Source organism: Rhodococcus sp. no. 34, assembly GCF_054589475.1.
Window position 1 is genome coordinate 543,820 of the sequence record NZ_BAAILK010000035.1, and the last position, 25,618, is coordinate 569,437.

Genomic DNA, 25,618 nt, shown 5'->3' on the forward strand with positions numbered 1-25,618 from the left:
CCTCAGCCGTGCACCAGGCGTGACACCAACTCGGTGCGTGTATGCACGCTCGACTTTCGATACACGTGTTGCAGGTGACTCTTCACGGTTGGGACGCTGATGAACAGCGCACGGGAGATGTCGATGTTGCTCGCACCCTGTGCCAGCAGTTCGACGACGTCGCGCTCCCGAGCAGATAATCTCCAATGTTCCGGCACTGCAGAAGAACTCGGGGCACTGGGCATTTGACCGAGCATGCAATAGGACTGTTCGACGAATCCATGAGACTTCTGCAGAAATTGCATCTCTTCCCTCGAGAAGTCACCGTCGCGGGCACTTCGGAGCAGGGAAACGCCCGCCACGATGCGCCCGGCATGACGCAGATACAGTTCAGCCTCGTATCGATAACCCATCGGGCGAAAGAAGCCGTCGTAATAGTCGGTCTTGTCGAAACGCTGGCCAATGTCGTTCGACGATGCGAGGTCGGCGCCCGATTCGGCGAACCTACGCGGATGAAAAGGGTCCAACTCGTGAAAGTGCCTGGTGTAGCGACCATTTTCCTCAGGACACACCCGATCGAATACGTGCATGTCGGCATTCATGCTGCGATCAACGGAATAGAAAACCATCCCGGACACGCGAACGAACCTGGCAAGAAACTCCATCGCGTTGCGTTTGAATTCGATGTTGCGAGCGAACTCGTTGTTGCGTCGGATCGGTTGGAGATTCGGTGCAACGAGATCCGACCGAACCACCGACATATCGCGCTCCTCCACAACGAACCAGTACGACGCTACCTGCGGCCATAATCACTGGTCAAGACCGATCGGACTTCATCCTTTCGGATGATTCTCCCCCAGCCCGGCCGCTCATAGAGTGCTACTACCTGGCGAGCCACACGCGGTGGACTCGTCGAGATGCACGGAGGTAGGTCCACGTGAGCAGAACACTCATCCGATCGTCGAAGGTCCTGACCTTCGACGATGCGAACCCGGTCGTGGAAGCGGTACTCGTGGACAACGGCGTGATCCTCGAGACGGGCAGGTTCTCCGACCTGGTCGAGTCCGCTGGCCCGAACACCCGGGTCATGGAAGCCGGCGACGCGGTCGTCATGCCAGGACTCATAGACACCCACCCGCACGTCATGCACTTCGGTGCACTTCGCGGCGGCCTCGTCGACTTGAGTGATGCACTCGATCACGCCGATATCGTCGAGCGCATCAGTGCTCGGGCCGCCGTCACCGCACCCGGCGAGTGGATCATCTGCACGCCGGTCGGTGAAGCCCACTACTTCATTCGCCGATCGTGGCGCGACCTTGCCGAGCGACGATTGCCCGACCGTCATGTCCTCGACCGGGCGACCTCCGACCACCCTGTGCTCATTCAAGCGTGGGCGCCGCGTACTCCGAACATCGTGGCGTTCAACAGCGCCGGCTTGCGTGCTGTCGGTCTGTCGGACTTCATCCCTGATCAAGTGTGTGATGTGGAGATCGAGAAGGACGAAGCCGGACGTTTGACAGGAATACTTCGCGGACCGGTGAACAACTACTACACCTACGACCCGTTCTGGGGACAGATCCTTCTCAAGCTCCCACCACTCGATCCCGATCACGCAGTACCCGGTGTACTCGACGAAATGGCTCGCTTCTCCGCCCACGGTGTCACCACTTTGTACGAGGGACACGCCATGGAACCGATCCACATACAGATGTATCAACATCTCCGTACATCCGACATGCTCACCATGCGAGTCCAGGCCACTCACGACGTGGAGTCGGTCATCTTCTATCCCTTCGAACCGTTGTCGCTGCACGAGTTCGACGATCGATTGAAATCACTTGCGCCGCAATCGGCCGATAGCGCCGACGACATGTTGCGAATCGTCGGTATGACCATCAGCCCTGGGGGACCCTGTTTTGCAGGGCATTTCGCCATGCACGAAACCTATACCGATCCTTTCGGCAGGCCTACCAAGGGAAATCGCTTCGTCTCACTAGAGAAAGAAGAATCGTACGTTCGATTCTGCGCGGAGAATGACGTTCGGGCCAACATTTGTATCGGTTCCTACCGTGAGCACGACGACTTTCTCGAGATCGCCGAGCGTGTCGTCATCGAACACGATTTTCGAGACAAGGCGTGGATTCTGCAGCACGCGATCACCATAAGCCCGGATCACGTTCGCCGGTACAAGGCACTCGGTTTCCAGATCACCACTTCTGTCGGATTCGCATGGGGCAAGGGCGCAATGTACGACGAACGGATCGGCCGGCACATATGGCGTGACATGGTCCCCTTGAGGCGCCTACTCGACGCAGGCCTCGACGTCTCCGGCGGGTCTGACTGGGGACCGAAGAGTCCATGGGAACAGATTGCACTTGCACAGACGCACGAGATTGCCGGCACAGACCTGAGAAACGACGGTCCGGACCAGGTCATCAATCGCCAGGAATCTCTCGCTATGTGGACCACAAGCGCAGCGAAGATCCTCGGATGGGACGAAATCGGATCCATCCGACCCGGAAATCACGCGGACATCATCTTCGTCGACCGCGACCCTTCGACCTGCGATCTCGACGAATTGAAGGACATTCGAGTGCATCGAACCATGTTGGGCGGAAACATAGTTCACGACGACGCCGTCCTCCCTGCCGCCACCGAGGGGATCTTCGATGAAGCCGAATGAGTACATCGAGCATGACGCCACGGGCCTCGCCGAACTGATTCGCGACAAGCAGGTGTCCGTTGACGAAGTTCACCAGGCAGCACGCACCGCGATCGAGACCGTCAATCCGACGCTGAACGCCGTCGTCGAGGGCCCGTGGGATCGAGCCCTCGATTGCAACGAACAGGGACTATTTGCGGGGGTTCCCTTTGCACTCAAGGATTTTGCCGTACACGCGGCCGGAGTACCGACCAGGTTCGGAAGTCGGCTGGCGGGCGAAGGTGCAATCTTTCCTCACGACACCGAACTGATGACACGATTCCGGGCGGCAGGATTGGCTGCTGTGGCGGTGACCACCACACCGGAATTCGCGTTCAACGGAAACACCGAACCTGTTGCTCAAGGCTCGACGCGCAATCCGTGGGACACCGAACGCAGTGCCGGCGGATCGAGTGGCGGATCAGCGGCATTGGTCGCAGCGCGAGCCCTTCCCATCGCTCACGCTACCGACGGTGGAGGGTCGATCCGAATTCCGGCGTCCGCCAACGGGTTGGTGGGTCTGAAACCGAGCCGGGGGCGTGTACCAGTGGGCCCTGACTCGAGCGAACCACTCTCAGGGCTGGGGGCCGAGTTGGGGCTCGCCCGATCGGTGCGTGACTGCGCAGCGTTACTCGATGCCGTGAGCGGGCCGGCCCCGGGAGACAAGTACGTGATCCGTGATCCCTCGCGACCATACTCCGACGAGATCAACCGCTCCCCGGGGCGTTTACGCATTGCGATCCACACTCAGTCGTGGTCCGGAGATCCAGTGAACATCGAGGTCGCGAATGCCGTGTCCTCTGTCGGCACGGTTCTCGAGGGGCTCGGGCATCACGTCATTCCCGACACGCCGGTCTTCGACTGGGATCAGTTCGTCGAGGCCAACCTTCCGGTGTGGAGTGTCTCTCTTGCCGAAGGCGTCGATGCACTTGCCGGAGCTTTCGGTGTGACCCCGGGACCCGAGAACCTCGAGGCGACAACCTTGGCCTGCGTGGAGTACGGACGCCGAGTCACGGCCATTCAACTCGCTCGAGCGCTCGCCGTCTTCAACCAGGTGTCCCGCTCAGTCGGAACGTTTTTCACGAATTACGATCTATTGCTCACCCCGACGCTCGGTGAGCCACCCCAACTGTTGGGCGAACTCGATTCCAATGACGCATCACTCTCCCCTAGCGAATGGACTCGCAAGTTGTTCGGCATCTGTTCGTTCACTCCACTTTTCAATGCGACGGGCGGACCGGCAATCAGCCTGCCGCTGGGTTCCACGCGCTCGGGGTTGCCTATCGGCGTTCAACTGGCCGCGCCCATGTGTGAGGAGGGCACCCTGATAGCGGTTGCATCCCAATTGGAGAAGGTCGTGCCGTGGGCGCATCGCATACCGAAGGTAAATGCCGGTGAATGCTGACTCGGCCGCAGCTCCCATCGCCCCCTACACGGCGATTGGTCTGTCGACGGCGGTGCGCAACATCGAACACCGATCGCAGATCAAGGCAAACCTCGACACCATCGAGGAAGCGATTCACGCTGCGGTGTCGACAGTTTCGATCAACATGCCTGTCAAACTGATTGCGTTGGCAGAAGGCGCGTTGACCGGGTTCGGGGACGAAGCCTTCGACATACCTCACGTGAAGGCAGCACGGGAGATGTTCATCGACATCCCCGGCCCCGAGACAGATCGACTCGGCGGACTTGCCAAGCAGTACGGGGTCTACATCATCGCTCAAAGCAAGGCGCGGTGGCCCGAGGTCATGGCTGATCGATTCTTCAACTCCATGGTGGTGATCTCCCCGGCAGGCGAGGTGATACATCGCGCCACGAAGAATCACGTCTGGTGTCGAGAACGTTCCTGCACTCCTCACGATGTCTATGACCGCTGGACCGAACTGTTCGGCGACAGCATCGACGCATTTTATCCCGTTCTGCACACTTCGGACATCGGTTCGATCGGCACAATCTGCTGCAGCGACGGAGAGTATCCGGAAGCAGTACGCGCCTTGGCTTTTCAAGGAGCCGAGGTCGTGTACCGCCCGAGCGAGGCGGTTCCGATGACGCATGCAGGACCGGACCCAGGGGGAACATGGCTCCTCCAGAACCGTGCGCATGCGCATTTCAACAGTCTGTACATGATCTGCCCGAACACCGGACCGGTCTATCCGACTCAGTCGGCGTTACAGTCATTCGACATCGCCGGCGGAAATTCACACGTCGTGGACTACCACGGAGCGGTACTCGGCCACACCGTCTCCGGACACAATTCATTCGTGTCGGGCGTGATCGACATCGAAGCATTGCGCCAGTTCCGCGTCATGAACTTGAACTCCAATTGGCTCAAAGACCTCCGTACCGAACTCTTCCGTCGGATGTACGACGAACCGATTCATCCTGCAAACCTGTGGCTCGAGAGTAATCCCGTTCTCCATGCCGACGCCGACAAGATATACCGGGCCAACATCGCCCGATTGCTCGCCCGCGGGGCGTACCGAGAACCTGCATACGACTTCCGCGGCGCTAACATCACCCCACGTTAAAGCAGTGCAGAGCGGTCGGAGAAGTGGAGAAATTTCACCGGTTGGACGTTTGTCCAACAATTTGTCCGAATCGCATATTTTGCGGCTCGCTCTGTGTTCTACTCCTCTCCAGGGTTTGAGCTGGTAGTGAGCAAACGACGAGACGTATTCGATTCTCTGTCAGCTCGAGGCCGGTTCCCGGACCCGGCTTCAAGCCGAGAGCTCGATCTTGTCGAGCGCTACTCAAGGAGAATGTGAATGGTGTCGACGTTGATGCGCCGAGGAGTGGGGGTGGCCGCGTCGTTGACCGGATGCGTTGCCCTCGTGATCGGCGGAACCGGAGTCTCGTCCGCCGCTGATGTGGACCTTCCGTTCACAGCATCGTGCCACGGGTGGCAGTTCCCCGGACCGATCACGCACAACGAGACGCGTGATTCCGGCGTCACGATCAGTGCGCCGGCCGTGGTCCCGCCGAACTCCACCTTCACATACCGCCTCGCGCCCAAGCCGATGACGGTCCCCAAGGACGGTTACGACCTCAGGTCCGTCGTGAACTGGACGCGTCTCAAGTTCGATTTCGACATCCCCGCAGGCACCTCCTACGTGGGGGCGCAGATCGTGGCCGGCACCAGCTCGAATCTGGGTGGGGTCGCCCCGACAATCACGCGGGTGAACGATGCCGGTTCACCCGATCCGAATGGGACGCATCTTCGTATCTCCGGCAACAACATCACGGCGGGCAACGGACCCAACACCGACGACAACGGCGGCGGCGGAATCGAGGTCGGTGGAGGAAAGACGTTCCAGCTCCCGGCAGTCGACGTCACCGTCACGTCAGGGGCTGTCGGCACCCAGATCAAGCCCATGCTGCGCGTGTCCGACTCCAACTCGGGTTCCTACGACAGTGCCGCCAACTACCTGACCTTCCTGCAGCAGGAGACCCTGCTCGGCGGCGTCAAATACTGGCTGACCACCAATTGCTCACCACGCGACAATCGTTCGGCCGGATTGAACGCCGGCGGCCGGCCGCTCGCCGTGATCAACGTCGACTCCAGCCTCGCTCAGACACAGACGCGAATCGACGCACCCGGTAAGGCCGTCGTCGGTGACTCCGTGGAGTTGACGGCAACGGTCACTCCGTGGCCGTCGGGAGGAACAGTGCAGTTCCGCGACGGAGGGGTTGACCTCGGCGCTCCGGTGGCCGTCGTCAACGGCGTCGCGAAGGCCAACCGCACGATGACAACAGCGGGCGACCACAACATCACGGCGTACTACACGGGATCTGCCGGTTTCATGGAGTCGATGTCGGGTGCCGTGACGATCAACGTCGTCGAACCGTCCGAGCCCGAGCCTGGCACCGGGAGCCTCGGTAGCCTCGGCACCCCCGGATTCGGGTCGTGAAAACTGTGAGCAGAAACCAGGATTTCTCGATGAACTCGAAACTGTTGCGCGGCTCTGCGATTGCAACCGTCTCGGTACTGGCCGGCGGCTTGTTCTCGATCGTCGGCGGCGGGATCGCCTCTGCTGCCCCCGAGACCAAGAGCGTGGCCTTCACAACTGCATGCCATGTGCGCGAGATGGACGGTGTGGCAAGCCCGATCACGTTCAACGAGACGCTCGGCTCGGGAGTCACCATCACCGCGCCGACCACCGCGGCACCAGGTGAGACCGTCACCTACCGCGTGCAGCCGAACGAGATGAAGACAAACAGCGGCGGCCATGCCAGCCGTGGAGTCGTGCATTGGGCCCGGATCAAGTACGACTTCGACATCCCGTCCGGCGTCGAATTCGTGAGCTCCCAGCTTGTGGCTGACAGTGCGTACGGCCTCGGATCCGACAGTGCCACTCCGACAGTCACACGGATCGACGACGGCGGTAATCCATCGGCATCCGGTACGCACCTGCGTATCTCCGGATCGAATCGAACCACCGGAAACGGTCCGTCCTCCGCAGTTCGATCGAGTGACGGCATCATCGTCGGTGCCAACACCAAGTTCCGACTCCCCGCAGTCGACGTCACGGTCAAAGCTGGTGCGGCCGGTACCGAGATCAAGCCTTCGCTGAGGGTTTCCGATCCCGGTTCCGCCAACTACGACGACGACCGAAATGCGCTCACATTCGTCCAGCGCGAAAAGGATGTCTTCACAGTCAACTACTGGGAGCGCTACAACTGCTCCCCGCGGGACAACAGGAACTCAGGCCTCAACGCCGGTGGGCAGGCCCTGACCACCATCTACGTCAGCCAACCGACAACCACCACAATCCAGATGCCCGGCTCGATCCAAGCCAGCACACCGACCGAGCTTGTCGCGAAGGTGGATCCGGCTCCGGTCACTGGAAACGTGCAGTTCCGGGTGGACGGCGCCGACGTCGGTACACCGGTCACGCCGGGTGCCGACGGCACTGCCCGGCTACCGCATACCTTCTTCACCGCCGGAACCGCGCGGGTCTCCGCAACGTTCCAGGGCGTCAACGGATTCCAGAGTTCCAACTCGACCGAGGCGATGGTGACGGTGACTGCCGCACCTGTCGTCAAGCAGACCGACACGGCCGTGAACGTTCCCACCGATGCAAAGACGGGCGTATCAGTGTCGCTGAGGGCGCAGGTCACGCCGACACCGACCGGTGGCACTCTCCAGTTCAAGGATGGCGCTGCAGATATCGGCGCTCCGATCCCGGTGGGCGCTGACGGCAAAGCTACCCTGGAACATGCCTTCACCTCGGCTGGATCTCATGCCGTGTCGGCCTATTACTCCGGCGCAACAGGATTCATGCCGTCCATGGCATCCGCTCAGACGGTCACCGTGTCTGACCCCGCACCGTCCGATGTCACCACCTCGACCTCACTGGCAGCTCCCTCGACGGCCAAACAGAATGTCGCGACAGAACTTTCCGCGACGGTCAGTCCCAATCCCGGCGGGGGCTCGGTTCAGTTCTACGACGGTGACCAACCCATCGGACAGCCCGTTGTCGTCGGAGTCGATGGAGTGGCACGACTGACGCACACTTTCGCATCGACGGGCGATCATCGGATCAAGGCGTCATTCGCTGGGCGTAGTGGATTCACGCAGTCCGCGTCGGACGAATCCGTCGTCAAGGTTTCTGCTGCGCCTGACGACGGCGGGAACGGCGGTTCGGGCAGCCTCGGTTCACTGGGCGGTCTCTTCGGTTCCTGATCGAATTCTTCTCGACACTGTTGCCGCTGCACCGATTCGGAGCAGCGGCAGCAGCATGTCGCGGCCGTGGTCATAGAACTGATTGATTTATCGATGGAGCACAAGTGTCCAGGAATTCTCTTTCTCGACGGTCGTTTCTCGCCGCCGGGGTCGGTGCGACTGCAGTCGCCGCCGCTTCCCTTCTGCCGCCGTCGCTTCAACGTGCACTGGCCACACCCGCAAACTCCGGCGGGCTCGATTCGATCGAGCATGTTGTCCTCGTCATGCAGGAGAACAGATCTTTCGACCACTACTACGGCACGCTGAGGGGTGTTCGCGGCTTCGGTGATCCGAATGCGTTGCGTCTACGCAGCGGCCACAGCGTCTTCGAACAACCCGGTCCTACCGGTCCTGTGCTCCCCTTCCCCATCCGCGACTCCGCTGCGGCGCAACGCATGGACACCCAGAACGTGACCGGACTCGACCACAGCTGGGCGGGCGGACATGCCGCACTCGCCGACGGCTGGCACGACGGTTGGATCGCGGCAAAAACCAGTACGACAATGGCGTACTACGACCGGCAAGACATCCCGTTCCATTACGAACTGGCGGACGCGTTCACGATCTGCGACGCCTACCACTGCTCCGTACCGACATCGACAAGCCCCAACCGGAACTATTGGGTCTCTGGATACACGGGATACGAGCCACTTTCGCCGAATCCAACCGAGTCGGTCCTGCCTTCGGATCCACCCGGCCCCGAGGGAAGAGCTGTAACCAATGCGGCCTACAACCCCTGGCACGCCGGTTACGGATGGACGACGGTTCCCGAGCGGTTGCAGTCCGCCGGCATTTCCTGGAAGACCTACCAGGAGTGGGACAACTTCGGAGACAACAACCTCGAATACTTCACCGCCTTCAAGAAAGTGGCGGCAGGGCTGCTTGGTCGGCCAAGCCTGCTCCCCTACGAAATCCAGACCTTGGCCGGGTTCTATCTCGCCCTGCCGTCGATGCCGGCGCCGGTCCAGGACGCAGCGGTACTGGCCCTCGCGAATGCCGCAGACCAACTGTCGCCTGCTGATCGCCAACTCTACGATCGCGCGCTGTACCGATCCCGGCCCGGCACACTGGCCGCCGAGTTCAGGAAAGACGTCGAGTCCGGTCGACTGCCGCAAGTCAGCTATCTCGTTCCGTCCGAGGTGGATTCGGAGCACCCATCGGGTTCGTCACCGGCAGCGAGCGCAACACTGCTCTATCAAGTACTCGACGCCATCGCGTCCGATCCGGATCTGTGGGCGAAGACGGCCGTGATCGTCAACTTCGACGAGAACGACGGGTACTTCGACCATGTACCGCCACCTCGACCGCCGCGCTCGGTCGAAGCCGAATGGGTCGGCAATCAGCCGCTCGGTCTCGGCCCGCGGGTGCCGATGACGATCATCTCGCCGTGGACTGTTGGCGGTTTCGTTTGTTCACAAGTGTTCGACCACACGTCCGTCACGCAGTTCCTGGAGACGCGGTTCGGAATCACGCAACCGGAAATCGACCCGTGGCGACGCACGGTGAGTGGCGACCTGACGTCGGCGTTCGACTTCGCCAACCCGCGTAGTCGACCGACTTTGGCGCGCCCGCAACCCACTCCGCCGCTGGAACCGCGGTGGACACCGATCCCGCCCACCGAACAGAGAATGCCTCTGCAGGAAAGCGGCACTAGACCAGCACGGGCACTTCCCTATCAACCCGACGCCTACACGACGGTGAACCCGGAAACCGGCTCGTTGGCGGTCCATCTGGTCAATACCGGCGCCGCATCAACGCACCTGGCCATGTACCCGTACGCAGGTGAGTTCGACGAGCCACGGCATTACGACGTCGTCGGCGAGGTCGACGACACCGTTGCGCTCAGGGATCGCGTCTACAGCCTGACCCTGTTGGGTCCCAACGGTTTCAGGCGCGAGTTCAGCGGAGCTACAGACAGTGCGGCAGCTTCGCTCGACGTCTCGACAACTGTCGACGCAGGGACGCGCACGCTTGTACTGACGGCGACCAATTCCGGAAGTCGTGCACTGACGGTCAATGTGGACGGAAACCGACGCAAACTCGCTGCCGGTGCACACTCTCAGTGGACGGTGCGTTCGGTGGACGGCTGGTATCAGGCCGCCGTGACGGTCGACGAAGATCCTGAATTCAAGCGCGTGCTCGTCGGACACATCGAAAACGGGCGGACCAGCGTAAGCCAACCGACGTGAATCGACACCGAGCGTTCAAGCCCAGGGCCGAATCCCCATTCGGACAAGTCAATCCATCCACACACCCAGAAGGAGTTTCCGTGCGTCGTATCCCGCTCTCAGCACTGATAGTCGCGGGCTCACTGATACTGGGCGGCGGAATTGCCGCGGCTCAGGGCAGCCTGCCCACGTCGGGGAGCGCCGATGGCACGTCGGTGCCACCGTCGTACCTGACCGACGACGCCGGGCGCTCCTTGATCCTGCGAGGGTTCAACACGGCGTCGAGCGCAAAAAGCGCACCCGACGGCATGCCGAAGTTCACCGAAGCCGATCTCGAGCGCGAACATGCCGACATGGGAACAAATTTCGTGCGTTTCCTGATCTCCTGGCGTTCGGTGGAGCCAGAGCCGGGACAGTACGACCAGGAATATCTGGACCGCGTCGAGGACCGGGTCAGCTGGTACGCCGAACGCGGGTACAAGGTCATGCTCGACATGCATCAGGACGTCTACTCCGGCGCGATCACACCAGAGGGCAACAGTGGCAACGGCGCCGGCAACATCGGCAACGGCGCGCCGGCCTGGGCGACCTACATGGACGGCCTTCCGGTCAGCCCTCAAGACCGGTGGGAGCTGTACTACGTCCAACCCGGTGTGATGCGTGCATTCGACAACTTCTGGAACACCACCGGCCAACATCCCGAACTGGTCGAGCACTACGCGAACGCCTGGCAGGCGGTGGCCGAACGTTTTGCAGGCAATGACACCGTCGTGGCATACGACCTCATGAACGAGCCGTGGGGCGGTTCCCTCCAAGGCCCCGCCTTCGAAGGTGGGCCCCTCGCTGCCCTGTATCAGCGAACCACCAACGCCATCAGGGAAGTTGATCAGGACAGCTGGGTGTGTGTGGCCCCGCAGGCCGTCGGCGTCAACCAAGGTGTCCCCAGCGGGCTCACGAAGATCAACGACCCACGAGCCGGCGAACAGCGAATCGCCTACTGCCCACACCTGTACCCGCTGCCCCTCGACCTCGGTGACGGATACTCCGGCCTCTCACGCACACTCACCGACGCGACCATCGACACCTGGCGCGACAGCGTCGAACACATCGCAGGCAACGTACTCGGCGGCGTTCCGATCATTCTCGGCGAATTCGGGCTCGACACAACACTGCCCGGCGCAACCGACTACATCGACCGCGTCTACACGACCGCCCGAGAACTCGGCGCGGGTGTCTCCTACTGGTCCAGTGATCCAGGTCCTTGGGGCCCGTACCTGCCGGACGGATCGCAGACACTCCTCGTCGACACCCTGAACAAGCCGTATCCGCGTGCCGTCGCGGGCACACCCACCGAATGGTCCTCGACCGTTGACCGCCTTCAGCTGACGTTCACCCCGAACCCCGCAGTGACGGCACCGACCGAGATCTACCTACCCGAGAGCGGCTTTCCCGGCGGCGTCGACGTCGCGGGCGCCGACATCGTGAACTGGAACCCCCAAAGCCGTCTTCTCACAGTGGAAACCGCGGACGACGCGGGCCCCGTCACAGTCACTGTGACGCCGGCAAGCTGATCGCGAGCGTCGAGATTCCTGGATATTTGTCCAGTTCTTTCGTAACGTACAAGCGACGGGTGATCAGCCGACGGAAGGCGAGTATGTCCACGGAGAAGATGTCTGTCCAAGATCGTGTTGCGCGGGTGGTGCTCGATGTCGTCGGCGCCTTACCGACCGGCGCGCAGCGCATTCTCGGTGGCAAGCCGAAGGAGATCGACGGGCAGACTCTGCACCCCGAGATCCAGCTTGCGCTGCGATTGCTCTCAGCGGTCGAAGGTACGAGCTTCGAGCATCTTCCGGTCGAAGAGGGACGGGCTCAGATCGACGCCGAATCGCGACTGTTCGGCGGTATGCCCATCGACATCGAGACGGTACGTGACCTCGAGATCCCGGCCGGGGATCACGCGATTCCGGCTCGGCTGTATCGCCCAGCCGGAGTCTCAACGCCCGCTCCACTTTTGGTGTACTTCCACGGCGGCGGGTTCGTCCTCGGCAGCCTCGAGAGCGGCGACAGTGTGTGCCGCTTCCTGGCCCGCCACGGCGAGGTCAGTGTGTTGTCGGTGGACTACCGGTTAGCGCCGGAGTTCCCGTTCCCCGCCGGGGTCGATGACGCCGTCGCCGCATTCCGGTACTGCGTCGAGCATGCCACAGATCTGGGTGCAGATCCGAAATCCATTGCGGTAGGCGGAGACAGCGCGGGTGGGAACTTGGCTGCCGTCGTCGCGCAGTCCACGACCGAAGACGACGTCAAGCCCGCATTTCAGCTACTCTTCTTTCCCTGGGTGGACCTTTCGTCGAAGCGCCCTTCGCACAAGATGTTCGGCACCGACTTCTTTCTCACCGACGCCCAACTCGACTGGTATGCAGCCCATTACCTGTCGGGCGGCGCTTCGGCCCTCGACCCGCGAGTCTCCCCGCTGCTCACTCCGGACCTGGCCGGCCTACCGCCCGCGTACGTTGCCGTCGCCGGTTTCGACCCACTACGCGACGAGGGTGAGGAATACGCGAACCGGCTGCGAGAGGCCGGAGTCCCGGTTGCACTCAGGCGTCACAGTGGATTGATCCATGCCTTCGTCAACACCACCGGTGTCGGCCATACCGGTCAAGATGCGATGTTCGAGGCCTGCGGCGCTCTGCGGGTTGGACTTTCGGGCCCGCACTGAGGGCAGGGTCACGAAACGGGGAGTGCCAGATCCGCCCACTCGACCATCGCTTCGAGCACGGAGCGCAGTTCCATCCCCGTCGTTGTGAGTTCGTACTCCACTCGCGGCGGCACCTCGGCGTAGGCAGTCCGGGTCACCAGATCGAACTCCTCGAATCGCTTGAGCCTGGCGGACAGTGTCCTGGGACTGATGCCGGGCAATGCGCGTCGTAGTTCCGTGAAGCGCATCGGGCCGTGCGTGAGCTCACGAACGATCAGCGTTGCCCACGGTCCGTCCAGAACCAGCAGAAAGCGCGCGACGCCGCACTCCGGAAGCACGTGACCTGATTCACTCATCGATTCCCCATTAGTTCACTTGAAGTAACTGGTTCCCAATCTGAACTATAGGCGTCATGACTTACACAGTGCATGGCGCCACCGGCGCACAGGGTTCTCCCGTTCTCGCGGGATTGGTCGCGGCTCTCGCCGGATCGACAGGTGCCGAAGTCCGAGCAATCACCCGCAACCCCGACCAGACGTTCGAGGGTGCGAACACCGTCGTCGCGGACAATGCGTCAGTCGACTCTCTCGCCGACGCTTATCGCGGGGTAGACGGGGTGTTCTTTCACCTGCCACTCGCCGCTGACACCGAGACGCTAGCCGGTTATGCCCACAACGTTCTGGCAGCAGCAAGAGTGACAGGTCCTTCGCGGTTCGTGATCTCTACCAGCGGCACGGTGACCGGCGACGCTACTTCGCCGCTTGCCGGTCCCAACACACCCGTTCTCTCCGAGCTCGTCGACGGACTCCGCGCCGAAGGTAACGCGGTGACCGTCCTGACCCCGCGTTTGTTCCTCGAGAATCTTCTTCTGCCCACCGTGCTGTCGGGGGTGAAAGACGAAGGGGTCCTGCGTTACCCACTGCGTGCCGATCTCGCGGTCGCATGGAGTTCACATCTCGACGTCGCTGATGCAGCCGTTGCGGCCCTGACTCTCGACGTAGCACCGGACGCGGTCGACATCGGACAGATTCCGGCGATCACCGGCATCGAACTGGCCGAGGCATTCGCCGAACACTTCTCGCGCGCGGTAACTTTCGAAGCCGTGACGCCCGACGCCTTCGGTGCGTCGATTGCGCCGATCATCGGAGCGGGCGCAGCAGTCGGGGTTTCCCAGCTCTACACGGGGCTCGAATCTGCCGACAGCGTCGCGTTCGACTCCGCGACGGGTTCTGCCGTTGCCTTGGGCATCGTCGCCCGCAGCACCCGGGCCTGGCTGGCAGATCTCGGAGTGAACTGACCGGAACAACGCAAACGGCCGGCTCCGCGAAGTATCGCGTGGAGCCGGCCGATTTCCGGGGTTACCGGTGCGTGCGGGTCTTCAACTGGCGGTTCAGCTGCCGACTCCCGAAGTCCAGACCGGCACCGTCACTGGTGGCCAGCACGGTGAGTCCAGCGGCGACCAGCAACGAAATAAGCACAACGCTCATGGTGAGTCACCTTTCTTCCTGTCGTGAAACGGTTTTGCGCCTCCGGGAAATGTCGACATATCCGGCACCCCACTTCAGCTGACCTCAAAGTATCTGTAACTATGGGTTACGCGCAATGTGTGGTCCCTCACCTGAAAGCGCAGGGTGATGCGCAGATCACGCTGCGTTCGACGGCGGACTACCTGGCCAGAACCATGTTCACGAACTCGTCGGCGAGCGCCTGAGCGTCCGCACCGCTGCCAGGAACCACGTCGGGCGCACTGTGTACCAATTGCATCTGCCCCAGGTACATCGAATACGCAAGTACGCCACGATGTTCCGCTTTCTGCCTGTCCATCCCCAGATCGACCAACAACGTCACGATGTAGGTAACTCGACGCTCGGTGACACGTCGAACCGCCGCCGAAACCAAAGGATGGTCGATCCCGGCAAGCAGTTCCAACTCCGCACGACGATCGGCCAATCCGGTCGTGACCGAATCCACCAGACGACGCAACCTCACCTCCGCCGGTTCACCAGAGGACTCGACGGAGGAGATCAGTCTCTCGGTTGCCAAAACTTCCCACCGGCCGAGCGCAGCTTGCAGCAATTCGTCGCGGTTGGCGAAGTGCCAATAAAAGGAACCCTTGGTCGATCCGAGCGTGCGCGCCACCTTTTCCACTGCAACTGCATCAGGCCCATGGCTTGTCAGAGCCTGGAAAGCTGCATCGATCCACTGGTCGCGAGAGAGTCGGGCGCGGGCATTCGTCACTTCCGTACGGTACCGTATGGGTAAGTTCCATACGGCACCGTACGGAGGACGAAATGACACTCGCTTTCAAGGCAATGCCTGCACCGGACTGGGCAGAAGCCACCACGATCACCATCCCGTCTGTTCCGACCCATACATCCGAGGAGTGGGCGCAGGCAGTCTTCGACGTCAGGAATGTCCCCGCACCCGTCCTCGCGATGTTCTGGCTCAGGGAGCGGATAGTCGGACTGCTCGGCATCGCCCAGGGACGCCCCGACACCTTTGCCGTCGACAAGATCGCCGACGGCGAGGCCCTCATCGAAGCGGACGAGAAACACCTACGATTCGTCGCCTCGGTTCAGGCCGACAACGACGCCGGCCTCCTGCACGTCGTCACCGCCGTGGAGCTGAAGAACCGCGCGGGCCGAATCTACTTCGCACCCGTTCAGGTACTGCACGGCGTGATCACGCGGGCAATGATGACGTCCGCTCGAAAGAGACTGTGCACGTGATCAACCGTCCGGACCGCCCTTGAGTTCGAGGCTGATCTGATCGGCATCCAGCGCGGCAAGTGCCGATCCGAGCATCCGTGCGTCGAACACGCCGTCGTCACGTGCGTCGAGCAGTGCCTGACGCTGCGCGTCGATCACGTCGAGGCGGATCCTCTTCTTCGACCGACCCTCTGGCGGAACGACACTCGCAGCAGCATCTTCGAGGAGGTCGAGCAACCTGCGATGCTCGTCTAGTTCGGATTCGGTGAGGTCCTGCGCTGCCGGACCGGTCGCCACTACGACGCGCTTCAACGTTCCTCCCTGAAGGATCAACGAGCCTGCTGCCACCAGGAACGCAACCAAGATCAGGAGCGATCGACTCGGGGTGTCTTCCGGCAGAGTCTGCGCTGCAGCCAGAGTGACCGCCCCGCGCATGCCGGCCCAGATGACGATCGTGCCTTCACGCCATCCCAACGGCGCAGCAAGGTAGTAGTCGATATCGGCAACCGTCCGCCGAACCCGAACCTTGAACCTTTCCATCTGATTCGCCGAAGGTGCCCGGCGCCTGCTGCGTCGTTCGCCTGGCGGGTAATCCTCGGGATTGTCGAGGCGATTCGCGATGTCGGAGAGTCTGGGTTTCATGCGTTCACGAAAATTCGCCCGTGCTTGGAGCGCTCGCAGGAGCGGGGCCACGTACAGAGCCCGCACCAAGATCGTGAGGAACAGTGCACCCGCCGCCACGAAGACCGCCGTGGATATGCCCTCGTGGTCGACCCGGACATCGTCGACTATCGACGAGAGTTCGAGGCCCATCACCAGGAAGATCGCACCTTCGAGGACCAATTCGACTGTGCGCCAGTTCTGGGAGTCGGACAACCGATGACGCGGTGACAGCTTCCGAGGAGCGTCGTAGCCGGTGACGAGCCCGGCCACGACGGCAGCAACCAACCCTGACGCACCCAACTCTTCGGCGGGGATCGCCGCCAGAAACGGCACCGTGAACGAGATGACCGTGTTGACCGTCGAATCGGTGACACGGGCGCGAACCATCAGGTTGACCTTGCCGACGACAACTCCGATGACCGCGGCCACGACGACGGCAAAAGCGAACTTGCCCAACACACTCCACAGCGACACCGATGCGGCGGCCCCGGCGATGGCAGTACGCAACAGAACCAGAGCGGTGGCGTCGTTGAGCAGGCTTTCGCCTTCGAGGATCGACACCACCCGCGGCGAGACCGGGAGTTTCTTGACGATGGACGTCGCGACGGCATCCGTCGGGCTCACGATCGCACCGAGTGCAATGCCCCACCAGATACCGAGTCCTGGTATCACCCAGGAGAAGAACACACCGAGAACAAGCGCACTCACGACCACGAGCAGAACGGAAAGCCCACCGATGGCACCGAACTCACGTCGAAACTCCATCGACGGCATCGAGACCGAGGCGGAGTACAGCAGTGGCGGAAGCACGCCTGCCAGAATCCATTCCGGGTCGATGTCCACTGCTGGGACAAATGGTAAGAGGCTGACAACGATCCCGGCCATCACCAGAATCAACGGTGCTGCGACTCCGATCCGCGCTCCGAGCGTCGAGGCCGCGACGATTCCGAGCAGACCGAGCACCACGATGATCAGAGCGTCCACTGCTTCCCCCTGTACCCCCGGATTTGTGTCTGGCTCTTTCTACACCTTTGCCGGAGACGGGGGCGAGACCTGCCAGGCAACGGCGATCAGAACAACCGTGAACGCCGATGCGGGCCACAGAGCGTGAAGACCGATCCACCGATGAACGAGCGCACCGACCACCGCGCCCGCGATCAACCCCGCGCACATCCCGAAGTGCTGCAGCCACGCCCACTTCGGGCCACCCAGAAAGGCTCCGGTCAGACGCTGGCCCATCTTGACCAGCGCACCGGTCATGTACGTGACACCGATCGTCACCTCGCCGTCGCGCTGGAAAACCGAGTTGACGGCTCCCATCGCCAAAGCCATCGCCGAGATCGCGCCGGGGGTGACGTCGAGGCTGCTCATCACCGAACCGATGGCCAGCAGCCCGGCTACAACCGCGAGCACCGTGACCTTGCGGGCCCGGACCGAATAGCGCTCCGTGAAGTGGGTGACGACGGTTCCCAGCGCGATTCCCAGAAGGAAGAGCACGATGATTCCGCCGGCAACCCTCGCGGTCGACCACACCCCGTCGGCAAATGCGACGCTCGCCTGCGTCATGTTGCCGCTCATGAACGAAACGAAAGGCCCACCGAGCGTGATGAATCCGAGCGCGTCGACGTAACCGGCCAACCCGGCGAGCGCTGTCGCCAGGCCGATCAGCGACCTGCTGTATCCCGTCACCCGACGAGCTCGGTTCAGCTCAGCTTGCTGGTGCGCAGCTCGTGGCCCTTGGACGTCTTGCAGCGGCCGGTCTCGAGATCCCACTGCCAGCCGTGCAGATCGCAGGTGAGGTTGGTGCCGTCGACGACACCGAACTTCGACAGGTCAGCCTTGAGGTGGGGGCAACGACGCTGAATCTCGTACCCGCCCAACTCGATAGACGCGCTGTCGTCATGGGCCTCGGCGAACCAGCCGTCGGCGTACGCGATGCGCTCGTCGGTGAGGCACTTGAAGAACGTGTAGAGGAATTCGTTGTACCCACCGATGCGCCACGCCGTGAAGCGTGTCGACAGGAAGATGGTGTTGACCCAGTCGGGCTCGTCGTCGCGCAGAACGGTGCGAACCAGTTCGGGAGCGATGCGGAAGCCGTAGCGGTACTTACCTTCTCCGTCGATGGGCTCACGAACGATCCGCTTCGGGAAGTCGAGGACGACCGTCTCCTCTCCCATCACGAGTCCGACGGGGTAGCCGATTCCGTCGCAGATCAGATCGGACTGAGCCATGATCGGCTCGAACTTGGCCTTGAGACCGTCGAGCAGCGGCTCGCCTTCGGCCGGAGCCCACGTGGCCTTCTGCGCGGCGATGACCGGTGCCATCTTCTGCGCCATCTTCTCGATGTACTCGGCCTTGTTGGAGAAGATCTTGTCGACGTCTGCGTCCGGGATGGGATGCGTCAGCGCGACCTTCTCGCTTCCGCGAAGTTCGACGGCCGAGCCGGGGATCATCAGCAGACCACGATCGTTGCCGTTGATGCGCATCTGCTCGAGGAACGTGATCTGGTCGGGGAAGATGTTTCCCTCGTCGCCGTGATCGTCGTTGAGGTAACGCAGGTCGTCGTCGAGGAAGACCGGCGGGCCGGCCGACGGAACAACCCAGGCAGCGTCGACCTGGGAGATGTAGTTGCGGCAGCGGTCCATGCCGCGCTGACGCTTCTGCTTGCCGAAGTTGCGCTTGGTGCCCTTCGGGATGTCGTAGACCATCGGGTACCAGATCGCGCCCGAGTACTGCAGCAGATGGATGTCGACCTTCCCGAAGGCGTCGGTCAGCGGGTCCAGGTCGACGGGCCTGGCGTCGTTCATGTTGAAACAGGTGGTTTCCCCGTCCGAGACGACGAGGCCCGAGTCACCGATCGGACCGTCCGCGGGAGCGCGCAGAGCGATGATCATGATGTCGAGATCGCCCTTGGGACCGCTGACGGTGTGCTTGACGGAGTCTTCCGTCTCGAAGAACTTGTGGAAGCCGAGCTTCTCGAGTTCACGCTTGAGGTCCGGCACCGGGTAATCGGGGAGCAGGACTGTGGCGTCCTTGTTGACGTGCGCGATCAGATTCTTCGGATCGAAGTGGTCCTTGTGCAGGTGCGAGACGTAGAGGTAGTCGCAGTTGCCCAGCGCGTCCCAGTCCAACTCTGTGTTGTCGGGGAACGGCACCCAGGACGCAAAATACGTCGGGGTCACCCATGGATCACACAGGATGGATCCGGCCTCGGTCTGGATGTGAAATCCTGCGTGGCCGACGCTGGTGATCTGCATTGCAACCTCCGAAATCGTACTGCTGGTCAACTCAGCATAGTCGGCGCGATCAGGGCCAAATCGCGATCGAGGAGGCGGCCGGTTGTGACGTCATGCACGTCAGAGGTCAAAAGTGGGTTGTGAATCAGACCTGCCGGTGACGCGGACAACACTCTCTGTGCTGGCGTGTTCGCCGTATTTCTTGGCGTTCGCGGGAGCTGTTTCAGCATTCCCGAAGACAGCCCCTAAGGCTAACCTAACAAGCATGACTCGACTCCTTTCTCCCTCCACGACCGATCGCGACTACTGGGCGATCGTGGACAACCTGACGCGACGCGGTTTCTTCGGCGTCGGCGCGGGCGTCGCTGCGGCCGCGTTTCTCGCCGCCTGCGGCAGCACGGAAAGTTCGACGCCCGAGAACGCGGAGACCTTCGAGTTCACTCGCGGCGACGAGAAGCTGATCATTCCGACGGACCCACAGAACGTCGTTGCCCTCGACCCTCGGGACGGCCTCGAATTGTCGATCCTCGCCGGATACCCGGTGACCGCCTACCCGACCGGCGCAGCCGAACACCTACGCCGTGAGGTCCCGGATGCCACGGGTGTCGAGATCTTCGCCGAAGGTGCTTCGGATCCCAACTTCGAATACATCTCGACTCTCGGCGCAGACCTTCTCGTCCTCAGCGCCGGCTGGTGGGACACCGGGTCGTACGGCAACGACCGGATGCAGCAGATCGCACCGGTCCTGCCCGTCGGCAAGGACTTCACCCCGGAGTGGCGGAAGGTCATGTCGGACTTCCTCACCGGCATCGGGCGCAGCGATCGCGCCGAAGAAGTACTCGCCGAGTACGACGCCCATGTAGCTCAGGTCCGCCCGACCGTCGAACCGCTGATGGCCGGCAAGAAGGTTGCCTTCGTCGCCGCCGCGGAGGATCAGATCGCGTGGTTCCAGAACGATTTCCGCACCGCCGTCGCCGAGGACCTGGGATTCGAGGTGCTCCGTGAAGGCCCCGACCTTCGCGTGATGCTCGGATCGGAGCAGTTCAACCGTCTCGAAGAAGCCGACGTCATCTTCGCCTTGGATCGCAGCGCCTCCGGCAGCGTGTACACCTCGCCGACGTGGCAGCGTCTGCCCGCCGCGCAGGCTGGTCGAGTGATTCCCTTCGACTACTACAAGGCCGCGGGATACGCCTTGACCGCCAAGGTTCTCGTCGACGACATGGCGGCCGGGGTCAAGCGGTAGGACCCGACCTTCGTCAACCCGACGGGGCCCCGATCATTCGGCACCGGCGGCTCGTCCTGTCACGCGGTCCCGAAACTCGCGGAACGCTTGGAAACCACCGGTGAGCGCCCGCGCCAGTTCCTCGGCGCTTTCAACCCAGACGACGTCCTCCAACTCGGAAACGTCGTCGGGCTCGTGATTGCGCTGGGGAACGAGAAACGTCGGGTCACCCTGAGGGTTGACGATCAGGAACCCAGCCGCCGCGCAGAGGTCGTAGACGAACGCGCACTCGGCAGGCGACAGCGTCGCGTGGAAGATTCCACCACTGAGTGGATCGCTCTGCTCGAGCGAGTCGAGATGAAGGTCGGAGAAGGCCCCGTCGATCGTCAATGCCCTGTCGTCACGGTCGACGATCTCGCCTCCGTACGGGCTCTCGACCACGCGCAGCCCGTGCTGATCGAGGAAAGCGGCGACCGCCGCCCGATCAACATCGAGTTGCACGTCCTTCGTCATTCGCATGAAGTGCAGCGAGAAACCCATCGATCCCCCTCGTCCATTCGCGACGCACGTGATGCGCTCGCCAGTACCTCGACAGCCGAGAAGCGTCAAAACTACCTCTCGAGTAGGGTCCGGATCGCCTCGACCACTTCGGCAGGCGCCTCTTCTGCCATGAAGTGACCTGCGGACAGCGTGCGGTGCTCGAGGTCGGGCGCCCACCCTTTCCACAGGGCCTCGGCGTCGTAGCCGAGCATCGAGCCCCAGTCCTGCTGAATGACCGTGACCGGCATGTGCAGTTGGTTGCCCGCCTCCCGATCGGACTGATCGTGTTCGATGTCGATGCCTGCCGACGCCCGGTAATCGGCAACGATCGACGGCACCGCCTCCCGTGAGGCGCGCAGGTATTCCGCCCGCACGTCTACCGGAATCGCTTCGCGGTTCTGCGTCCACACGTCGAGAAAGTACTCGAAGAACGCGTCGGCGCTGGCGCTGATCATCTGCTCGGGAAGACCAGGTGGCTGAGCCATGAGATAGAGATGGAACGCCACAGCAGCATTCGATCCGTGCAGGATGTCCCACATATCCAGGGTGGGGAGCACGTCCAGCGAGCCGAGTTGCGTGATCACATCCGGATGATCCAGCCCCGCTCTGACGGCAACCAGTGCGCCACGATCGTGGCCGACGAGGGCGAACTTCTCGTGTCCCAATTTCCTCGCCACCTCGACGATGTCGGCAGCCATTGTTCGTTTGGAGTAGGTGTCCGGGTTTTCCTCGACCGGTTTGTCGCTGGCTCCGTATCCGCGGAGATCCGGGCAGATGACGGTGTGATCCGACGCCAAGGCAGTGGCTACGTGACGCCACATGAGGTGAGTCTGAGGGAAGCCGTGCAGAAGGACGAGTGGTGTTCCGCTTCCGCCGACCGCGACGTTGAGCCGCACTCCGTCTGCTGTGGAAATCTGCTGGTAGTCGAAGCCTGGAATGGTGATAGTCATCGATCGCTCTCGTTAGTCGGGGTGATGGCAGGTCGGGGTGATGGCAGGTCGGGGTGATGGCAATCAGCTTCGCCGCAGTCGATGAGCGTTCGATGAGCGCGATAGCGTGGGGAAATGCGAGACCACACATTTGAAGCCCCGGCTTTCGGAGTGCTCGGACCCGTAGTCGCGTGGAACGAGTCTTCACACCAGATCGATCTGAAGGGTCCACGACACCGAGCGGTCCTCGCTCGTCTCGTCGTCGCCCGCGGACGTGTTGTTCCCGTGGACGTGATTGTCGACGACCTCTGGGTCGATCCTCCGTCCGGCGCTACCAGCGCAATACGTACGTTCGTTTCCGCTTTGAGGCGTGCGCTCGAACCGGATCGCGCGCCGCGAAAGAAGCCGAAAGTCATTGTCACCGAAGGGCCCGGTTACGCCTTTCATGCAGCACCCGACGCGGTCGACGCTTGGGAATTCGAAAGACTGGTGCGAGAAGCCGCAGATTCGACGCCGGCGCAATCACTCGAACTGCTCCGAACCGCGCTGCAGCTGTGGAGAGGGCCGGCCTACGCGGAGTTCGCCGACGAGCCTTGGGCCCGAACGGAGCGATCACGCTTGGAGGAACTGCGTCTGACTGCCGTCGAACGCTTGGCATCCGCGCAGCTCGATCTCGGGCGAGCTGCCGAAGCGATTCCCGATCTGGATGCCCACGTGACGGAACACCCTTGGCGCGAGGAGGGTTGGCGACTACTCGCTCTGGCGCTGTACCGGTCCGATCGTCAAGGCGATGCTCTGGCAGTCCTACGTCGCGCACGGAAGTTACTCGCCGAAGAGTTGGGCATCGACCCTGGTCCACGACTGAACGACCTCGAGTCCGACATTCTCCGCCGGGAAACCCGCCTGGATCCTGTAGGGGCAGAACAGATCTTCAGTCAGGTTTCGGCAGCGTACGACCGGACCGTAGCGGCAGGATCGAAATCGAGACTGGAGTCAACCGTCGGCCTCCTCCGAAGTTTGGCAGTTGCGGGCGGAAGCGGACTCGAGACTGCCCGAAACCAACGACTGACAATCATCGGCGCCGCTGAACAATTGGACGACGTCGAACTCACCGCGCGGATCATCGGCAATTACGACGTGCCCGGGATCTGGACGCGATCCGACGATCCTCGGCAGGCTACGCAGATCGTCGAGGCCGCTCAGCGCACTCTCGATCGACTTCCGGCCGGCAACGAACCCGCTCGGGCGAGACTGTTGGCGACAATCGCACTCGAATCGCGCGGACTGCCCGGTCATCACGGTCTCGAATGTGCCCGTGCCGCAGTACAGATCGGTCGCGCTCTCGACGATCCAGGGCTCTTGGCCTTCGCTCTGAACGGATTGTTCATGCAGACATTCTGGACTACCGGTCTGGCCTCCGAGCGCGACGACATCGGCCGTGAACTGGTCGACCTCGCCATTCGACACGGCCTGGCTACCTTCGAGATCCTCGGCCATCTGATCCGCATGCAAGCCCTCAGCGCCCTTGGGCAATTCGATGCAGCCGAGCTACATGCCGAGACGGTTGATCGATTGGCCGGACGTCACGAACGCCCGTTGGCAGCGGTGTTCACCACCTGGTTTCGCGCTGTGCGTACTGCCGCTGCCGGCGCGGAGGCCGCGCACTGCGAGAAGCTGTACGAAGCTGCGGCGGTCAATCTTTCCGATTCCGGTATGCCGGGTCTCGCGGACGGCATACTCCCTCTCGCAATTCTCGCCCTCCGCGTATGGCGGGGACTGCCGGCGATTTTCGACCCGACCACGCAGTGGGGCCCGTACGAACCCTGGGCCCGGCCACACCTGCTCATCGCACAGGGACAGACGAACGAAGCGGCGAAGGCCGTCGAGGCATTGCCGGACCCGCCCGAAGACCTACTCTCCGAGGCACTGTGGTGCATGGCTGCCGCAGCTGCCACTGCAGTCGGCGACCGTCGAGCCAAGGAGCGTGCGCGAGCGGCGCTCCTACCTGCCGCCGCCGAAATAGCCGGCGCCGGAAGCGGAATGCTCACCGTGGGACCCGTCTCGCACTACCTGGCCGAATTGGAGCAGGGCTGAACCGTCAGGTGAATGCAATCACCGTCTCACCCCACGCCTCCCGGATCTCGCGGTCGAGATCAGCGACGACGGCATCGCGTTTGTCGATCAACAGTGTCGAGCGTGTGTCGGTGTCGTAAGTGGGCCACCCCGGGTCCGCACCCAGTTCGCGATCGTCCCCGGCGTCGTAATCGCCTGCAGCTCTGGCAAAGTCCAACCACCTCGCCTGCATGCGCTCAGAGACATGACGCGCCGCGCTCAAGCCACCCAACTTGTAGGTGATGTCTCGTGCCCCGTGGTTGATGTTGCCGAAGACGTAGGCAAGTTCGGTGCCGTGGGTCGCACCGATCTTCAGCGCCTTGAGCATCGGCGGCGCGTAGTCGAAGCGATACAACCACGTCGGCGCAACCTTGCTGTGCGCTTCGGCGATCCACAACGTAGGCAGCCGGAATCCGAAATCGCGGGTCAAACCGAGACCGGCGCCCAGCTTGGACAGTCCCGAATACGCGCGTTCGATTTGAGAATGATCCGGTAGCTCGAGTCCTGGATGCTCGTCGGCGATCTCCGCGAACATCGACGTGATCACGACGGGATCGATCGGCATCAACGGCGACTTCATCATCCGGAAGAGCGAAGATTCGTCCTTGTTGGTTCCGATGATCAGCGGAATCGGGTGTGCATTGCCGTGACGGAACGCGCGCACCGGGTAGTCAGGGAGCAGATCACCGTCGACGATCGGCGCGAACGCCAAAGTGCCAGGCGTCTCCTGGGGGACGCGAGCAAACAGTTCGTCTGACGGCCCGATCAAGTCTTCGGCAGACGTGGACCGCAACAGACCCAGATCGCTTCCGCCGCTGAAGATCTCGAGAAACAGCTTCGCGACGATCTCACCACGTTCACTACCGTACACCGAAGTGGCGGGCGAACTTTCGGCAATAGCGCGATGAAACAGGCCGCGAGCGGACGGGACGGTCATCAGCGT

22 protein-coding genes are annotated in these 25,618 nt (G+C 62.3%); 12 read left to right on the forward strand and 10 right to left on the reverse strand.

Annotated elements, in window-relative coordinates:
• Positions 1 to 2: 2 nt before the first annotated feature.
• Positions 3 to 740 carry a helix-turn-helix transcriptional regulator gene (locus ACYP01_RS15770; protein WP_054781200.1) on the reverse strand — a complete coding sequence of 246 codons (738 nt, stop codon included), beginning with the start codon at positions 738 to 740 and terminating at the stop codon, positions 3 to 5.
• A 176-nt stretch (positions 741 to 916) separates the two neighbouring features.
• On the opposite strand from ACYP01_RS15770, the gene ACYP01_RS15775 reads away from it, so the two are divergent.
• The 8 genes from ACYP01_RS15775 (at position 917) to ACYP01_RS15810 (ending at position 13,286) form a co-directional block, all read left to right on the forward strand.
• Positions 917 to 2,662: an amidohydrolase gene (locus tag ACYP01_RS15775; protein WP_404650242.1), complete on the forward strand. Its 1,746-nt coding sequence runs from the start codon at positions 917 to 919 to the stop codon at positions 2,660 to 2,662.
• On the forward strand, positions 2,649 to 4,085 hold the full coding sequence (locus tag ACYP01_RS15780) for an amidase (protein ID WP_459681015.1): 1,437 nt from the start codon (positions 2,649 to 2,651) through the stop codon (positions 4,083 to 4,085). Before ACYP01_RS15775 ends, ACYP01_RS15780 begins: the two co-directional genes overlap by 14 nt.
• Complete coding sequence (locus tag ACYP01_RS15785) at positions 4,075 to 5,208, forward strand: nitrilase-related carbon-nitrogen hydrolase (protein ID WP_459681017.1); 1,134 nt, start codon at positions 4,075 to 4,077, stop codon at positions 5,206 to 5,208. Before ACYP01_RS15780 ends, ACYP01_RS15785 begins: the two co-directional genes overlap by 11 nt.
• A gap of 237 nt (positions 5,209 to 5,445) precedes the next feature.
• A complete protein-coding gene (locus ACYP01_RS15790; protein ID WP_042451633.1) occupies positions 5,446 to 6,588 on the forward strand; it encodes an Ig-like domain-containing protein in 1,143 nt (380 codons plus the stop codon).
• Positions 6,589 to 6,617: 29 nt separating this feature from the next.
• Positions 6,618 to 8,363: an Ig-like domain-containing protein gene (locus ACYP01_RS15795; RefSeq protein WP_459681021.1), complete on the forward strand. Its 1,746-nt coding sequence runs from the start codon at positions 6,618 to 6,620 to the stop codon at positions 8,361 to 8,363.
• Positions 8,364 to 8,467: 104 nt separating this feature from the next.
• Complete coding sequence (locus ACYP01_RS15800) at positions 8,468 to 10,591, forward strand: phosphocholine-specific phospholipase C (RefSeq protein ID WP_459681023.1); 2,124 nt, start codon at positions 8,468 to 8,470, stop codon at positions 10,589 to 10,591.
• An 80-nt stretch (positions 10,592 to 10,671) separates the two neighbouring features.
• Positions 10,672 to 12,141, forward strand: coding sequence for a cellulase family glycosylhydrolase (locus ACYP01_RS15805; RefSeq protein WP_058038483.1), 1,470 nt, complete (start codon positions 10,672 to 10,674; stop codon positions 12,139 to 12,141).
• 83 nt (positions 12,142 to 12,224) lie between these two features.
• The gene (locus tag ACYP01_RS15810) at positions 12,225 to 13,286 is read left to right on the forward strand and encodes an alpha/beta hydrolase (RefSeq protein ID WP_459681025.1); all 1,062 of its coding nucleotides are present in this window, start codon (positions 12,225 to 12,227) and stop codon (positions 13,284 to 13,286) included.
• Between the two features lie 8 nt (positions 13,287 to 13,294).
• Here the strand turns inward: ACYP01_RS15810 and ACYP01_RS15815 are convergent, their stop codons facing one another.
• Positions 13,295 to 13,621 carry a winged helix-turn-helix transcriptional regulator gene (locus tag ACYP01_RS15815; protein WP_054831399.1) on the reverse strand — a complete coding sequence of 109 codons (327 nt, stop codon included), beginning with the start codon at positions 13,619 to 13,621 and terminating at the stop codon, positions 13,295 to 13,297.
• Between the two features lie 56 nt (positions 13,622 to 13,677).
• On the opposite strand from ACYP01_RS15815, the gene ACYP01_RS15820 reads away from it, so the two are divergent.
• Entirely contained in the window at positions 13,678 to 14,562 is an 885-nt protein-coding gene (locus tag ACYP01_RS15820) for an SDR family oxidoreductase (protein WP_459681028.1), read from the forward strand.
• 61 nt (positions 14,563 to 14,623) lie between these two features.
• Here the strand turns inward: ACYP01_RS15820 and ACYP01_RS15825 are convergent, their stop codons facing one another.
• Positions 14,624 to 14,752: a hypothetical protein gene (locus ACYP01_RS15825; RefSeq protein WP_003943237.1), complete on the reverse strand. Its 129-nt coding sequence runs from the start codon at positions 14,750 to 14,752 to the stop codon at positions 14,624 to 14,626.
• A 178-nt stretch (positions 14,753 to 14,930) separates the two neighbouring features.
• Positions 14,931 to 15,503 (reverse strand): TetR/AcrR family transcriptional regulator, encoded by a 573-nt coding sequence (locus ACYP01_RS15830; protein WP_459681030.1) that lies wholly within the window; start codon positions 15,501 to 15,503, stop codon positions 14,931 to 14,933.
• A 53-nt stretch (positions 15,504 to 15,556) separates the two neighbouring features.
• On the opposite strand from ACYP01_RS15830, the gene ACYP01_RS15835 reads away from it, so the two are divergent.
• A complete protein-coding gene (locus ACYP01_RS15835; protein WP_166502801.1) occupies positions 15,557 to 15,994 on the forward strand; it encodes a DUF2867 domain-containing protein in 438 nt (145 codons plus the stop codon).
• Here the strand turns inward: ACYP01_RS15835 and ACYP01_RS15840 are convergent, their stop codons facing one another.
• Genes ACYP01_RS15840 through ACYP01_RS15850 form a run of 3 tightly spaced genes read right to left on the reverse strand, consistent with a single transcriptional unit; the run spans position 15,995 to position 19,893 of the window.
• Positions 15,995 to 17,620: a cation:proton antiporter gene (locus ACYP01_RS15840; protein ID WP_459681033.1), complete on the reverse strand. Its 1,626-nt coding sequence runs from the start codon at positions 17,618 to 17,620 to the stop codon at positions 15,995 to 15,997. It abuts the gene before it with no gap.
• 39 nt (positions 17,621 to 17,659) lie between these two features.
• Positions 17,660 to 18,325 carry a YoaK family protein gene (locus tag ACYP01_RS15845; protein WP_054188283.1) on the reverse strand — a complete coding sequence of 222 codons (666 nt, stop codon included), beginning with the start codon at positions 18,323 to 18,325 and terminating at the stop codon, positions 17,660 to 17,662.
• Between the two features lie 14 nt (positions 18,326 to 18,339).
• Positions 18,340 to 19,893: an MBL fold metallo-hydrolase gene (locus ACYP01_RS15850; protein ID WP_003942885.1), complete on the reverse strand. Its 1,554-nt coding sequence runs from the start codon at positions 19,891 to 19,893 to the stop codon at positions 18,340 to 18,342.
• A 244-nt stretch (positions 19,894 to 20,137) separates the two neighbouring features.
• Here ACYP01_RS15850 and ACYP01_RS15855 point away from each other — a divergent pair, with 244 nt between their 5' ends.
• Positions 20,138 to 21,115, forward strand: a complete 978-nt coding sequence (locus tag ACYP01_RS15855) for an ABC transporter substrate-binding protein (protein ID WP_459681036.1) — start codon at positions 20,138 to 20,140, stop codon at positions 21,113 to 21,115.
• 33 nt (positions 21,116 to 21,148) lie between these two features.
• Here ACYP01_RS15855 and ACYP01_RS15860 read toward each other — a convergent pair whose 3' ends face one another.
• Both ACYP01_RS15860 and ACYP01_RS15865 read right to left on the reverse strand, forming a co-directional pair.
• Positions 21,149 to 21,634: a hypothetical protein gene (locus ACYP01_RS15860; RefSeq protein ID WP_020971240.1), complete on the reverse strand. Its 486-nt coding sequence runs from the start codon at positions 21,632 to 21,634 to the stop codon at positions 21,149 to 21,151.
• A 71-nt stretch (positions 21,635 to 21,705) separates the two neighbouring features.
• Positions 21,706 to 22,584, reverse strand: a complete 879-nt coding sequence (locus ACYP01_RS15865) for an alpha/beta fold hydrolase (RefSeq protein WP_459681038.1) — start codon at positions 22,582 to 22,584, stop codon at positions 21,706 to 21,708.
• Between the two features lie 114 nt (positions 22,585 to 22,698).
• On the opposite strand from ACYP01_RS15865, the gene ACYP01_RS15870 reads away from it, so the two are divergent.
• Positions 22,699 to 24,657, forward strand: a complete 1,959-nt coding sequence (locus ACYP01_RS15870; RefSeq protein ID WP_459681040.1) for an AfsR/SARP family transcriptional regulator — start codon at positions 22,699 to 22,701, stop codon at positions 24,655 to 24,657.
• Positions 24,658 to 24,661: 4 nt separating this feature from the next.
• On the opposite strand, the gene ACYP01_RS15875 is transcribed toward ACYP01_RS15870, so the two are convergent.
• Positions 24,662 to 25,618, reverse strand: a 957-nt coding sequence (locus ACYP01_RS15875; RefSeq protein ID WP_459681042.1) for a carboxylesterase family protein, incomplete at its 5' end; no start/stop codon positions are given.

Bases quoted from the DNA above. Each gene is read 5' to 3' on its own strand.
- ACYP01_RS15770 (WP_054781200.1), bottom strand. From the start codon at position 740: ATGTCGGTGGTTCGGTCGGATCTCGTTGCACCGAATCTCCAACCGATC.
- ACYP01_RS15780 (WP_459681015.1), top strand. From the start codon at position 2,649: ATGAAGCCGAATGAGTACATCGAGCATGACGCCACGGGCCTCGCCGAA.
- ACYP01_RS15790 (WP_042451633.1), top strand. From the start codon at position 5,446: ATGGTGTCGACGTTGATGCGCCGAGGAGTGGGGGTGGCCGCGTCGTTG.
- ACYP01_RS15795 (WP_459681021.1), top strand. From the start codon at position 6,618: ATGAACTCGAAACTGTTGCGCGGCTCTGCGATTGCAACCGTCTCGGTA.
- ACYP01_RS15810 (WP_459681025.1), top strand. From the start codon at position 12,225: ATGTCCACGGAGAAGATGTCTGTCCAAGATCGTGTTGCGCGGGTGGTG.
- ACYP01_RS15815 (WP_054831399.1), bottom strand. From the start codon at position 13,621: ATGAGTGAATCAGGTCACGTGCTTCCGGAGTGCGGCGTCGCGCGCTTT.
- ACYP01_RS15820 (WP_459681028.1), top strand. From the start codon at position 13,678: ATGACTTACACAGTGCATGGCGCCACCGGCGCACAGGGTTCTCCCGTT.
- ACYP01_RS15825 (WP_003943237.1), bottom strand. From the start codon at position 14,752: ATGAGCGTTGTGCTTATTTCGTTGCTGGTCGCCGCTGGACTCACCGTG.
- ACYP01_RS15835 (WP_166502801.1), top strand. From the start codon at position 15,557: ATGACACTCGCTTTCAAGGCAATGCCTGCACCGGACTGGGCAGAAGCC.
- ACYP01_RS15850 (WP_003942885.1), bottom strand. From the start codon at position 19,893: ATGCAGATCACCAGCGTCGGCCACGCAGGATTTCACATCCAGACCGAG.
- ACYP01_RS15855 (WP_459681036.1), top strand. From the start codon at position 20,138: ATGACTCGACTCCTTTCTCCCTCCACGACCGATCGCGACTACTGGGCG.
- ACYP01_RS15860 (WP_020971240.1), bottom strand. From the start codon at position 21,634: ATGGGTTTCTCGCTGCACTTCATGCGAATGACGAAGGACGTGCAACTC.
- ACYP01_RS15865 (WP_459681038.1), bottom strand. From the start codon at position 22,584: ATGACTATCACCATTCCAGGCTTCGACTACCAGCAGATTTCCACAGCA.
- ACYP01_RS15870 (WP_459681040.1), top strand. From the start codon at position 22,699: ATGCGAGACCACACATTTGAAGCCCCGGCTTTCGGAGTGCTCGGACCC.